This is a genomic window from Nocardia sp. NPDC056100, from assembly GCF_042266325.1.
In the GTDB taxonomy this organism is placed as follows: Bacteria; Actinomycetota; Actinomycetes; order Mycobacteriales; family Mycobacteriaceae; genus Nocardia.
Genome location: NZ_JBHJVY010000004.1, coordinates 1112665 through 1124972 on the forward strand (window position 1 = coordinate 1112665; position 12308 = coordinate 1124972).

At 66.8% G+C, this 12308-nt stretch carries 11 protein-coding genes; 8 read left to right on the forward strand and 3 right to left on the reverse strand.

The window, feature by feature from the left end; translation table 11 throughout:
- Window positions 1–86 precede the first annotated feature (86 nt).
- Together ACFC0O_RS35570 and ACFC0O_RS35575 are read right to left on the reverse strand one after the other, a co-directional pair.
- Entirely contained in the window at window positions 87–1553 is a 1467-nt protein-coding gene (locus ACFC0O_RS35570; RefSeq protein WP_375965892.1) for an MFS transporter, read from the reverse strand.
- A gap of 166 nt (window positions 1554–1719) precedes the next feature.
- A complete protein-coding gene (locus tag ACFC0O_RS35575; RefSeq protein ID WP_375965894.1) occupies window positions 1720–2391 on the reverse strand; it encodes a FadR/GntR family transcriptional regulator in 672 nt (223 codons plus the stop codon).
- Window positions 2392–2456: 65 nt separating this feature from the next.
- Here ACFC0O_RS35575 and ACFC0O_RS35580 point away from each other — a divergent pair, with 65 nt between their 5' ends.
- From ACFC0O_RS35580 to ACFC0O_RS35615, 8 genes are all read left to right on the forward strand, one after another.
- Window positions 2457–3773 carry a CynX/NimT family MFS transporter gene (locus tag ACFC0O_RS35580; protein WP_375965897.1) on the forward strand — a complete coding sequence of 439 codons (1317 nt, stop codon included), beginning with the start codon at window positions 2457–2459 and terminating at the stop codon, window positions 3771–3773.
- 164 nt (window positions 3774–3937) lie between these two features.
- Complete coding sequence (locus tag ACFC0O_RS35585) at window positions 3938–5398, forward strand: nitrate/nitrite transporter (RefSeq protein WP_375965899.1); 1461 nt, start codon at window positions 3938–3940, stop codon at window positions 5396–5398.
- 29 nt (window positions 5399–5427) lie between these two features.
- Window positions 5428–7965 carry a nitrite reductase large subunit NirB gene (gene nirB, locus ACFC0O_RS35590; protein WP_375965902.1) on the forward strand — a complete coding sequence of 846 codons (2538 nt, stop codon included), beginning with the start codon at window positions 5428–5430 and terminating at the stop codon, window positions 7963–7965.
- Window positions 7966–8065: 100 nt separating this feature from the next.
- A complete protein-coding gene (nirD, locus tag ACFC0O_RS35595; protein WP_375965904.1) occupies window positions 8066–8482 on the forward strand; it encodes a nitrite reductase small subunit NirD in 417 nt (138 codons plus the stop codon).
- Window positions 8479–9846, forward strand: a complete 1368-nt coding sequence (locus tag ACFC0O_RS35600) for a uroporphyrinogen-III synthase (protein WP_375965906.1) — start codon at window positions 8479–8481, stop codon at window positions 9844–9846. The genes nirD and ACFC0O_RS35600 overlap by 4 nt, the downstream gene beginning before the upstream one ends.
- A complete protein-coding gene (locus ACFC0O_RS35605; protein WP_375965909.1) occupies window positions 9843–10649 on the forward strand; it encodes a sirohydrochlorin chelatase in 807 nt (268 codons plus the stop codon). The genes ACFC0O_RS35600 and ACFC0O_RS35605 overlap by 4 nt, the downstream gene beginning before the upstream one ends.
- A 168-nt stretch (window positions 10650–10817) precedes the next feature.
- Window positions 10818–10952, forward strand: a complete 135-nt coding sequence (locus ACFC0O_RS35610; RefSeq protein WP_364639487.1) for a hypothetical protein — start codon at window positions 10818–10820, stop codon at window positions 10950–10952.
- Between the two features lie 48 nt (window positions 10953–11000).
- Window positions 11001–11411 carry a nuclear transport factor 2 family protein gene (locus ACFC0O_RS35615; RefSeq protein ID WP_375965912.1) on the forward strand — a complete coding sequence of 137 codons (411 nt, stop codon included), beginning with the start codon at window positions 11001–11003 and terminating at the stop codon, window positions 11409–11411.
- Window positions 11412–11508: 97 nt separating this feature from the next.
- Here the strand turns inward: ACFC0O_RS35615 and ACFC0O_RS35620 are convergent, their stop codons facing one another.
- Window positions 11509–12162, reverse strand: a complete 654-nt coding sequence (locus ACFC0O_RS35620; protein WP_364639481.1) for a TetR/AcrR family transcriptional regulator — start codon at window positions 12160–12162, stop codon at window positions 11509–11511.
- Window positions 12163–12308: the final 146 nt, after the last annotated feature.

Below are 12308 nucleotides of genomic sequence, written 5' to 3' on the forward strand. Positions count from 1 at the left end.
GCCGATGACGAAAAACTGTCGCGCCGAGCGAATTGCTCGGCGCAACAGTCATATTCAGGGGAACTGATGCTCCCCGAGCGTGAGAATCACACGTTGGCGTGCGCCAGGGACGGGACGCGGCTCGCCGCGAACGAGGTCCGCAGATAGAACCACCAGGTGATCCCCGCCATCGCGAGATACGCCACCGCGTACCCCCAGAACGCCGGAGTCATGCTGCCGTAGTGCGTATTCGACAGTCGCAGCGCCTGCTGCAGCACCCAGCCGCCCGCCGCGCCGACCGCGCCGATGACACCGATGGCCGCACCGGCCTGCCGCTTGGCGGAGATGAGCGCCGCCGAGATGTCCTGCCCGGTTTCCGAGGCCCGCCGCCGCGATTCCGCCCCGAAGATGGACGGGATCATCCGATAGGTGGACCCGTTGCCGATACCGGTGAGCACGAACAGCACCAGGAACGAAATCAGGTACAGCGGAAAGTTCTTCGCAGACAGCGACGCCATGATGAGCAGTGTCGCGACCGCCATCCCGCCGAATACGTACAGCGTCATCTTGGCCCCGCCGACCTTATCGGACACCCATCCGCCGAACGGCCGGCTCATGGAGCCCACGAGCGCGCCGAGGAACGCGAGATTGCCGAGCGTGCCCATCCAGCCGATCTTGGCCAGATCCGGGAAGTTGGCCTTGAGCAGTGTCGGGAAGGCGAAGGAGAACCCGATGAATGATCCGAAGGTGCCGATGTAGAGGATCGCCATCACCCAGGTGTGCTGGTTGGTGAGCGCCAATTTGTACGATGCCCCATCGGATTTCGCGCCCGAGAGCGAGTCCATGTACCGCAGCGCTCCGAACATGGCGACCAGGATGAACGGAATCCACATAAGCACCGCGAGAGTGATGCCGAACCGGTAACCGCCCGCGTCCTTGGCCATGATGTGCGTGCCGAGCGTGATGATCAGCGGTACGAACAGCTGGGTCTGCGCCACGCCGAGATTGCCGCCCGCGGCGTTGATGCCAAGTGCCGCACCCTTCTTGCCTTCGGGGTAGAAGAAGTTGATGTTCGCCATCGACGAGGAGAAGTTGCCGCCGCCGACACCGGCGAGCGCGGCCAGCAGCATGAACACCCACATGGGTGTGCCAGGCTGATTGATGAACCAGGCCAGGCCGAGGGTGGGCAGCAGCAGCATGCCCGCGCTGAAGATGGTGAAGTTGCGCCCGCCGAAGCGCGGGATGGCGAAGGTGTACGGAATGCGAAGTGCCGCACCGACAAGCGTCGGGGTGGAGGTGAGCAGCAGGGCGTTGCTCACCGCGGTCGGGTTGCCCTTGCCGAGTCCGGCGAGGAAGTCGAATCCGGCCGCGCCCATGGCGGTGACGACGCTGCCCCAGATCACCCAGATGCTGAATCCGAGGTTTTCCGCGAATACCGAGAAGATCAGATTCTTGCGGGCGGTTTGTTTTCCGCCGTTCTCCCAGAATTCACTGTTATCGGGTTCCCAGTGGTCTATCCATCGTCCACGTTTCTGAAATGCGAACGCGGGTTTCGTTTCTTCGACGGTTGCCATGAACAGCGTTCCTCTCGCATGTCGACCGCCCTCATCGTGGTTACCTGCGGTCGGGGACAACCGTACGAAGGTGTGATTACGCCGACATAGCATTCGGTGACGCCGAAACTAATTCCGGCTCACCTTCGGATGGACCGCGCGGTGACGTTCCGTTTACCCGCAGGATTTATCGACTGTCCGGAAATTCGGCGATGAGTGAGCCGAGGAAGCAGTTGGCCGCCCGCGCCGCGCGGTCGGGATCACCGTCGATGACCGCGCGCACCAACTCGGTGTGCTCGGCGTGATACGCCTCGCCGGCTTTCTCGGAGCGGGAACGGATTCCGGCCGCGATCACCGGCAGCAGCGAATCGTAGAACTCCAGGTATACCGCGTTGTGGCTGGCGACCACGATGGCGCGGTGCAGTTGCACGTCGGCGTCGATGGCGGTGTCCTGATCGTCATCCCAGGCGATCCGGCGCTCCTGTTCGAGTCGCTCCAGATTCGCGATGTCGATGTCATCGCGCCGTTGTGCGGCGAGGGCGGCGGCGGTGGTGTCGAGGGCCTGCCGCAGTTCGAGGATGTCGCGCTGCTGGGCGTCGGCGAAGAATTCGGTGAGGGTGCCGCCGAGCGTGGAGGTGGAGATCACATAGGTCCCCGAGCCTTGACGGCGTTCGACCATGCCCGCATGCACGAGCGCCTGGACGGCCTCGCGGACGGTATTGCGGCCGGTGCCGGTGAGCTCGGTGAGTTCGGGCTCGGTGGGGATACGCGAGCCGACGGGCCAACGGCCGGAACGGATTTCGGCACGCAGCTGCTCGGTCACCTGGGCGATGAGGCTGGTGCGCCGGACTGGTTGCACGTTGCACAGCGTACCGTGCCTCACATTCGTTGCATCACATCATCGGGTCATCCTATGATTTCGTGGTGACTGCGACCTTGAACGAGACGACGGCCCCCGCGCGGGGCCTTACTTCTGCTACCCGGCAGAACACCGCCGTCGAATCGGAAAAGGCGCATATCAGGCAGTCGATACCGGATCGCAAGCGTTCGCTCCTCGAGGGCCGCCTGCTCGTCCTGGCCGCCATCCTGATGTCCGCGCTCACCCTGCGCATCGCGGTCACCGCCTTCACCCCGCTGGCCTCCCGCATCGGCGATGACCTGGGCTATTCCACCGCCGTCGTCGGCGTCTTCGGCATGATCCCGACCGCCATGTTCGCCATCGCGGGCCTGCTCACCCCCGTGCTCTCCCGCCGCTTCGGGCTGGAAACCACCGCCCTGATCGCCATGCTCATGACCGCCGCGGGTTCCGCCGTGCGCGCGGTGGTGCCCGATACCTGGGAGCTGCTCGCCTTCTCGGCGCTGGCCCTGACCGGTATGGGCATCGGCAATGTGGTGATCCCGCCGCTGGTCAAGCGGTACTTCTCCGATCGTCTGGCGCTGCTGAGCTCGGTCTACATCGTGCTGGTGCAGCTGGGCACCGTCATCCCGGCGCTGATCGCGGTGCCGCTGGCGGATTCGCACGGCTGGCGAATCTCCTTGGGCCTGTGGGCGATTCTGCCGCTGCTGGCCATGCTGCCGTGGCTCGGTGTGCTGCGCATCCGGCGTGATCACGCCCGCCTGGACTCCACCGAACTGCCGCCCGAGCCGCTGGAGGCGACCGGCAAGGTGTGGCGCTCACCGCTGGCCTGGGGCATGGCCCTGATGTTCGGCATGACCTCGCTGACCACGTACTCCATGTTCACCTGGATGCCCACGATCTTCTCCGACGCCGGGGCCAGCGCGTCCTTCGGCGGCAGCATGGTCGGCGTCTTCGCCCTCATCGGCCTGGCCGCGGCGCTCAGCGCGCCGATCGTGGTGGGCCGCATGCGCAATCCGTTCCCGGTCGTGATCGCCTGCGCCGGTTTCTTCTTCGCCGGTTTCGCCGGTCTGCTCATCGCCCCGATGAGCGCGCCGCTGGTGTGGGTGCTGCTGCTGGGCCTGGGCCCGTCCACCTTCCCGATGGCGCTGACCCTGATCAACCTGCGCACCCGCACCTCCGCCGGTTCGGCCGCGCTGTCCGGTTTCACCCAGGGTGTCGGCTACGCCGTGGCATGCATCGGCCCGGTGCTGTTCGGTGCGCTGCACACGATGACCGGAAACTGGCTGGCGCCCTTCGGTTTCCTGTCGGTCGCGGTGCTGGTGTTGGTCGGCGGCGCTTGGCTGGCGTGCAAGCCGCGCATGCTGGAAGATACGTGGGGATAATTCCGCGCACTACGCGGTGAATGTGACGGTGAGGTTTCTCGCCTTCTCACCGCGCGCTCATGAGATACGTGAGCAACGTTTGATTTCCCGGTCATTTCGCGCAGCATTTCGGCAATACCCGTTTCCTACCTTGAGGTCATCAAGATTTCAGGGAGGCCGGGAAGATGCTGACGCGCAATCGCGACATCGAACACTGGGATGCCGAGGATGTTCAAGCCTGGGAATCCGGTGGTAAGGCCATCGCCCGGCGCAATCTGATCTGGTCGGTGTTCGCCGAGCACATCGGATTCTCGGTGTGGTCGATCTGGTCGGTCATGGTGCTGTTCATGCCGACCAACGTCTTCCACATCGACACCGCCGGAAAGTTCTTCCTGGGCGCGGTGCCGACCCTGGTCGGCGGTGTCATGCGGATTCCGTACACCGTCGCCACCGCCAGGTTCGGCGGGCGCAACTGGACCATCTTCAGCGCGCTGGCGCTGCTGGTGCCGGTGCTGCTGACGCTGTACTTCATCAACAAGCCGGGCACCTCGTACACCACCTTCCTGGTGATCGCGGCGTTCGCGGGCCTGGGCGGCGGCAACTTCTCGTCGTCGATGTCGAATATCAACGTCTTCTACCCGCAGCGGCTCAAGGGCTGGGCGCTGGGCATGAACGCGGGCGGCGGCAATATCGGCGTGCCGGTGATCCAGCTGATCGGCCTGGCGGTCATCGCCACCCTGGGCAACGCGTACGGCAATGCCTCGGTGGTCTGCCTGGTGTACTTGGCGCTCATCGTGGTCGCGGCGCTGGGCGCGGCGATCAATATGGACAACGTCAAGAACCAGAAGGCGGATCTGTCCTACATGCTCAAGGCGCTGCGGGTACCGCAGTCCTGGGCCATCGCCTTCCTGTACATCGGCACCTTCGGTTCGTTCATCGGCTACAGCTTCGCGTTCGGCCAGGTGTTGCAGATCAGCTTCAAGGCGGGCGGCGCGACCGCGGCCGCTGCGGCGCTGCACGCGGCGCAGATCGCCTTCATCGGTCCGCTGCTCGGTTCGCTGGCCCGCCCCTACGGCGGTAAGTGGGCCGATCGCATCGGCGGCAGCCGGGTCACGCTATACACCTTCGGGGCCATGACGACGGCCGCCGCGGTGGTCGCGGTGTCGAGCACCCTGGGTGACGGCACCGGCAGCCCCAAGGGCGGCGTGCTGGTGGCGCTGATCATCGGTTTCACCGCGTTGTTCATCATCTCCGGGTTCGGCAACGGCGCGGTCACCAAGATCATCCCGTCCGTTTTCGAGGCGAAATCCCGTGGCATCGAGGGTGATTCGGCGACCCGTGCGGCGTGGGCGCAGAACACTTCCGGCGCCCTCATCGGTTTCGTCGGCGCGATCGGCGCCCTGGGCGGTGTCGGCATCAACCTGGTGCTGCGCTCCTCCTACGCCTCCACCAGCTCCGCCACCACCGCCTTCTGGGTCTTCATGGCCTTCTACGTGATCTGCGGCCTGGTCTGCTGGACGGTCTTCATGCGCCGCCCGAGTCTCAAGGCCCTCGATTCCGAGGTGGTCACCGAGGCCGAGGCGCTGGTGCTGAAAGCCGAAGCGGTGCAATCCGATTCCCCGTCCACCACGTCGGCCCGGGTCTGACCCGCACCGTCGTCCCGAAAGGACCTGTCATGACGAACTCAGTCGAACGCAAGACCGCGGTGGTCGTCGGCCACGGCATGGTGGGACACCGTTTCGTGGAGGCGCTGCGCTCCCGCGACGACGCCGGTGACTGGCAGGTCATCGTGCTCAGCGAGGAGCGGCTGGCCGCGTACGACCGAGTCGGGCTCTCGTCCTACGTGGGCGAATGGGAGACCGCGGCACTCGCGTTGCCGGGCAACGACTACCCGGGCGACGAGCTGGTGCAGGTGCGCCTGGGCGTGCGCGCCGACGCGATCGACAAGGCCGCGCGCAAGGTCACCACCTCGACCGGTGACGTAATCGGTTATGACGCACTGGTTCTCGCGACCGGTTCGTACGCCTTCGTACCGCCGGTCCCCGGTCATGACGAGCCCGAATGCTTCGTCTACCGCACCCTCGAGGATCTGGACGGCATTCGCGCCACCGCCGAGGCCGCCGGTCCGGGCGCGGTCGGCGTGGTCGTCGGCGGCGGTCTGCTCGGCCTGGAGGCCGCCAACGCGCTGCGCCTGCTCGGTATGACCCCGCACGTGGTCGAGTTCAACCAGTGGCTGATGCCCGCCCAGATCGATGAGGGCGGCGGCGCGATCCTGGCCAAGCTGGTCACCGAACTGGGCCTGCACGTGCACACCGGCGTCGGCACCTCCAGTATCGAAACCATCGCGGACGCACCGCTTTCGGAGAAGCTGAACGTCACCTTCTCGGACGAGTCGCAGCTGCGCGCCGCCCTGGTGGTGTTCGCGGCGGGCGTGCGTCCCCGCGATGAGATCGCCCGCACGGCGGGCATCGAGGTCGGCCCGCGCGGCGGCATCATCACCGACCTGAGCCTGCGAACCTCCGATCCGAACATCTACGCCATCGGCGAGGTCGCCGCGATCGAGGGCGTCTGCTACGGCCTGGTCGCCCCCGGCTACAGCACCGCCGAGGTCGTCGCGGACCGCTTGCTCGGTGGCGCTGGGGAATTCCCGGGTGCGGACCTGTCCACCAAGCTCAAGCTGCTCGGTGTGGACGTGGCCAGCTTCGGTGACGCGCACGCCCGCACCGAGGGCGCGCTCTCGGTGGTGCTGCACGACGCCGCCAAGGGCACCTACGCCAAACTCGTTGTCTCCGATGACGCCAAGACGCTGCTCGGCGGCGTGCTGGTCGGCGATGCCACCGCGTACTCCTCGCTGCGCCCGCTGGTCGGCCGCCCGCTGCCCGCCGAACCGGCCGCGCTGATCTCCCCGGCCGGTGCGGAACTGGGTGCGGACGCACTGCCCGATGACGCCCAGATCTGTTCCTGCAACAACGTTTCCAAGGGTTCGATCTGCGGGGCCATCGCCGATGGCGCGTGCGATGTCCCGGCCATCAAGAGCTGCACCAATGCCGGAACCTCCTGCGGCGGTTGCGTTCCCATGCTCAAGAAGCTGCTGGAGCAGTCGGGAGTCGCGGTCTCGAAGTCGCTGTGCGAGCACTTCACGCAGTCCCGCGCCGAGCTGTTCCACATCATCCAGTCCACCGGCATCCGCACCTTCTCCGGTCTGATCGCCAAGCACGGCACCGGCACCGGTTGCGATATCTGCAAGCCGACCGTGGCCTCCATCCTGGCCTCGACCTCCAGCGATCACATTCTGGACGGTGAGCAGGCCGCACTGCAGGACACCAACGATCACTTCCTGGCCAATCTTCAGAAGAACGGCACCTATTCGGTGGTGCCGCGCATGCCCGGCGGTGAGGTGACCGCCGAGCAGCTCATCACCATCGGCCAGGTCGCCAAGGAATTCGATCTGTACGTGAAGGTCACCGGCGGTCAGCGCATCGACCTGTTCGGCGCGCGAGTCGAGCAGTTGCCGCTGATTTGGCAGCGCCTGGTCGACGCGGGCATGGAATCCGGGCACGCGTACGGCAAATCGCTGCGCACGGTGAAGTCCTGCGTCGGCTCCACCTGGTGCCGTTACGGTCAGCAGGATTCGGTCGGCATGGCGGTGCTGCTCGAAAAGCGTTACCGCGGTTTGCGTTCCCCGCACAAGCTGAAGCTGGGCGTATCCGGGTGCGCCCGCGAATGCGCGGAGGCGCGCGGTAAGGACGTCGGCGTCATCGCCACCGAGCACGGCTGGAACCTGTACGTCGGCGGCAATGGCGGTCTCACCCCGAAGCACGCGGTGCTGCTGGCCGGTGAACTCGATGACGAGACGCTGATCAGCTATATCGACCGCTACCTCATGTTCTACATCCGCACCGCCGACCGGTTGCAGCGCACCGCGCCGTGGCAGGAGGCCCTGGAGGGCGGCATCGACTACCTCAAGGCCGTCGTCTGCGAGGACAGCCTCGGCATCGCCGCCGATCTGGAAGCCGCCATGGCCCGGCACGTGGACGGCTACCGCGACGAATGGGCCGCCGTGCTCGAGGACGAGGAGAAGCTGTCCCGCTTCGTATCGTTCGTGAACGCCCCGGACGAGGCGGATCCGACCATCGCCTTCGACGAGAGCGGTGAGCGCAAGGTGCCGGTGTTGCTGGGAATTCCGCCGATCAAGGCGGCCGATTCGCTGTGATCAGCGGCTCAGCCATCGCCACCTACGGGAAATGACCGCTTAACCGCCCGGAAACAGGACGTCCGTATCAATAGGTGAGGGCGTTCGGAGGAGAGTACCGATGACCACCGTGATCGACACACCAGGCACCGCGACCAGCCTCGCCGGCTGGACCCCGGCATGCCGACTCGATTATCTGATTCCCGGCCGCGGCGTTGCGGTATTGCTGAAGGGCGGCCGTCAGGCGGCGCTTTTCTTGACCACCGACGGCACGTTGTACGCCATCGGCAATATCGATCCGTTCGGCCGGGCGGCGGTCATGTCGCGCGGCATCGTCGGCGACCGCGGCGGGGTGCCCGTGGTGGCTTCGCCGCTGCTCAAGCAGGCGTTCTCGCTCATCGACGGGCGCTGCCTCGATGATGACGCGGTATCGGTGCCGGTGCACGCGGTGCGCGTGGTCGACGGTGCGGTCTCGGTGGCCACCGAGCCCATGCGTTTTCCCGGTGAGCCTGGAGCGTTCGACGGCGGTACGGCATGACCGAGGTCGACGCTGGAACCCCGCTGGCCGGATTCACGGTCGGCATCACGGCGGCGCGCCGGGCCGATGAGCTCGGTACGCTGCTCACCCGCCGGGGCGCGAATATTGTTTCCGCACCGGCGATTCGAATCATTCCGCTCGCCGATGACACCGAGCTGGAGCGGGTCACCCGCCAGCTGATCGCCGAACCGCCGCAGCTCACCGTCGCCACCACCGGGATCGGATTCCGGGGCTGGATGGAGGCCGCCGAGGGCTGGGGACTGGCCGAGGAACTGCGCGAAACCCTGGCCACCACCCGCATGCTGGCGCGCGGCCCCAAGGCCAAGGGCGCGATTCGCGCCGCCGAACTGCGTGAGGAATGGTCGCCCGCGTCCGAATCCTCCGCCGAGGTGCTCGATCATCTGCTCGCCCAGGGCGTCGAGGGTATGCGGATCGCGGTGCAGTTGCACGGCGCGACCACCGAATGGGAGCCGGTCCCGGACTTCTGCGAGGTATTGCGCTGTGCCGGAGCCGATGTGGTGCCGGTACCGGTCTACCGCTGGATTCCGCCCGAGGATCGCACCCCGATGGATCGCCTCATCGAGGGCATCGTCACCGGCGGCCTGGACTGCGTGACCTTCACCAGTGCGCCCGCCGTTGCCTCACTTCTGATGCGCGCCAAGGAAACCGGACTGCTCGACGCGATCCTGCACGCCTTCCGGGGTCGGGTGCTGGCCGCGTGCGTCGGCCCGATCACCGCCGCGCCGCTGGAGGAACTCGGTGTCGCCACCACCATGCCCGGTCGCGCCCGGCTCGGCGCGCTGGCTCGCCATGTGGCGGAAGAACTTCCACGCCGTGCCAACCGTATCCAGGCGGCCGGTCACATCCTGAGCGTGCGCGGCGCGTGCGTCGTGGTGGACGGTCAGGTGCGCCAATTGGCCCCGGCCCCAATGGCTCTCATGCGTTCGCTGGCCCGCCAGGCCGGTCGCGTGGTCTCCCGCGAGGATCTGCTCGCCGCCCTCCCCGGCGGCGGCGATGACACCCACGCCGTGGAAACCGCCATCGCCCGCCTGCGCGCGGGCCTGGGCACCCCCAAGGCCATTCAAACCGTCGTCAAACGCGGCTACCGCCTCGCCCTGGACCCGGCCGAATGCATAGACAACCCGCGCCCGGTCCAGCCCCCGACCCCAGCCGCGCGCTCGCAATTCCCCTCCCGGGCAACGGGTTTCCCGCCCCGCCAGGACATCCCGGCGCGCGGCCCCGCCATCCCCCGTCCCACCGACTCCCCGATGAATGGCGCGGCACACCCGCCGCGTCCCGCCGTCACCGGCTCCGGCGCACCCGTCCGCCCGATCCGCCCCGCCCCCGTCGCGGAGGTCTGGTGAACACCCCTGCGCTGATTCTGGTGGCGCACGGCACCAGGAGTGCGCGCGGGGTGGAGATGATCGCGGCGCTGGCCGAGGCCGTTTCGAGCGAGTTGGAGGCGCAGGCCGACGGACGTGTCACTCGCACAGCGGATTTCGCGGTGCGGGTGGAAGCTGGTGCCGGTGCGCCGTTCGGGGGCGCATCGGCATCTTCCGAGGTGCCGCGGGTGCGGACGGCGTTCGTGGATGTGCTCGGGCCTTCGCCGTCCGAGGTGTTGCGCGACGTGGATGATGTTCCCGCCGTTGTGGTTCCGGCGTTCCTGGCGTCCGGATATCACGTGTATCAGGATGTGCCGCGAGAGGTGGCCGCGAGTGCGCACGGCGCCGTCGCGGTCACCCGGGCCATGGGGCCGGATCCGGCCCTGGCCGCGGTGATGCGGATGCGGTTGCGGGCTGCCGGTTGGCGGCCCGGTGACGCGGTGGTGTTCGCGGCCGCCGGATCATCGGATGCGCGGGCGCGCCGGGATGTGCGGCGGGCGGCGGGACTGCTGGCCGAGCAGATCGCCGCGCCGGTGCGGGTGGCGTATATCGCCACCGGTGAGCCGAAGGTGCCCGAGGTGGTCGCCGAATTGCGGGCGGCGGGCGCACAGCGGGTTTTCATCGCGTCGTATCTGCTGGCGCACGGTCTTTTCCATGAGCGGCTGCATGGCGCGGGCGCGGACGGAGTGGCCGAGCCGATCGGTGTGCACCCCGCGATCGTGCGTTTGCTCATCGATCGCTATCGCATCGCGGCGGGCACATTGCGCACCGTTCGCGCGGCCTGACCGAATCGCCGAAATCTTCGATTGTTTGGCAGTTTTCGCAGTGCCATGGCAATGTGCCAGGAAATTCCATTTCGCTCGAAGGGTTTCCCGGTGAAGAAGCTGGTTGTCACTGTCGGTCTGATTGCAGGTTGTGCCGCAGGGTCTTTCGCCCCTGCCTCCGCTGTGCCGATGTACGACCCGTGGACGGCGTGCAAGGCGTCCGGCTTGAGCGATGAGGCGTGCAGCGCGCAGGTCAATGCCAATGATCCGGCTGTCACCCCGGGTGCGGGCTTCGGCTGGACGGGTTCCGCCGCCGCCCGCTGACCGGAATTCCCGGTCGACTATCGACTACGGCGGGCACAGGATGGCGGCATGTCCGATGCCGAACATCCCGCCCGCCGTGCCGGTCTCGCCTCACAGGCCGCGGTGCGCGGTAAACGCAAGGCGGCGTGGCTGGCCCTGTTCGCGCCGGACGCGCGGGTCGAGGACCCCATCGGTATCTCCCCGTACGATCCCGTCGGCGCGGGCCATTTCGGCCTCGATGCCATTGCCGCCTTCTGGGATATGGCCATCGCCCCCAGTGCCATCGACTTCCGGCTCACCGATTCCTATGCCTGTGGCGATGAGGTGGCGTTCATCGGAACCATTCGCAGCGAGCGCGCGGAGCGTGCCACCGAGGTGGACGGCGTCTTCACCTATCGCGTGAATTCGGCGGGGAAAATCATTGCGCTGCGCGCCTTCTGGGAATTGAAACAAGCCCGCACCACATTCATCGCGAACTGAGGCAGCTGGGCATTTGCCAGTGCCCACCCCAGCGCATTTGCCAGTCCCCGCCGAGAGGCATTTGCCGATCCACGCTGACCGGCATCGCCAATAGCCGTCAGGCCCCGGGTGTTTGCAATGCCGGGAACCAGATATCGGTCAGCACCGTCGCGGCCTCCTCGGCCGAGACGTCGATCGTGCCCTGCATGGCCCAGCGCGTGAAGAACCGCTCCAACTGCGCCACCAGCAATTCGATCCGCAGCCGCGCCTCATCCTGCTGCCCCTCGGGCCAGCGCGACAGATACGACGTCATCACATTCGGCACCGCCAGAATGCCCTCGCGCGCCACTTCCCGGAACTCCGGTTCCAGCGCCGTCGCCTCATCCCAGGCGGGCAGTAGATCCTTGTACTCCTGGAACCAGTCGATGGACCGCCGCATCCAGGCCGCGAACTCCTCGCGCGATCCGGTGTCGAGCACATGGTCCAGATCCTCGTAGAAATGCTGCACGCTGGGCAGTGCGCCCTGGGCGGCAATGGCCCGCAATACATCCGGTTTGCCGGTGAAGTGCAGATAGAAGGTGGCGCGGCTGCATCCGACCGCCGCGGCGATGTCGTCCACTCGCACGGGTGCGTACCCCTGGGTGGTGAACAGCTGTTTGGCCGCGTCGATGAGCCTGCTGCGGGTGAGCCGTTTCTGCTCATCGCGCAGTGAGGTGCGCCGGGTGGTCACCCCCGCGACGGGTGCGGGGTCAGTGGCCGGTTCGGTCTGCATAGGTGCTGGCCGCCTTGGTTCGGGGTGAGCGAAAGGCGCCCGTGCGGCGGCCTTTTCCGATGCTCGAGTCTACGTCTGCCGGTGTTTCCCTCCCGATAATAGACGTTTGTAGATTCACTAGACACTATGTCTAGCGAATGCTAGCG

Bases quoted from the DNA above. Each gene is read 5' to 3' on its own strand.
- ACFC0O_RS35570 (WP_375965892.1), bottom strand. From the start codon at position 1,553: ATGGCAACCGTCGAAGAAACGAAACCCGCGTTCGCATTTCAGAAACGT.
- ACFC0O_RS35585 (WP_375965899.1), top strand. From the start codon at position 3,938: ATGCTGACGCGCAATCGCGACATCGAACACTGGGATGCCGAGGATGTT.
- nirB (WP_375965902.1), top strand. From the start codon at position 5,428: ATGACGAACTCAGTCGAACGCAAGACCGCGGTGGTCGTCGGCCACGGC.
- nirD (WP_375965904.1), top strand. From the start codon at position 8,066: ATGACCACCGTGATCGACACACCAGGCACCGCGACCAGCCTCGCCGGC.
- ACFC0O_RS35600 (WP_375965906.1), top strand. From the start codon at position 8,479: ATGACCGAGGTCGACGCTGGAACCCCGCTGGCCGGATTCACGGTCGGC.
- ACFC0O_RS35610 (WP_364639487.1), top strand. From the start codon at position 10,818: ATGTACGACCCGTGGACGGCGTGCAAGGCGTCCGGCTTGAGCGATGAG.
- ACFC0O_RS35615 (WP_375965912.1), top strand. From the start codon at position 11,001: ATGTCCGATGCCGAACATCCCGCCCGCCGTGCCGGTCTCGCCTCACAG.
- ACFC0O_RS35620 (WP_364639481.1), bottom strand. From the start codon at position 12,162: ATGCAGACCGAACCGGCCACTGACCCCGCACCCGTCGCGGGGGTGACC.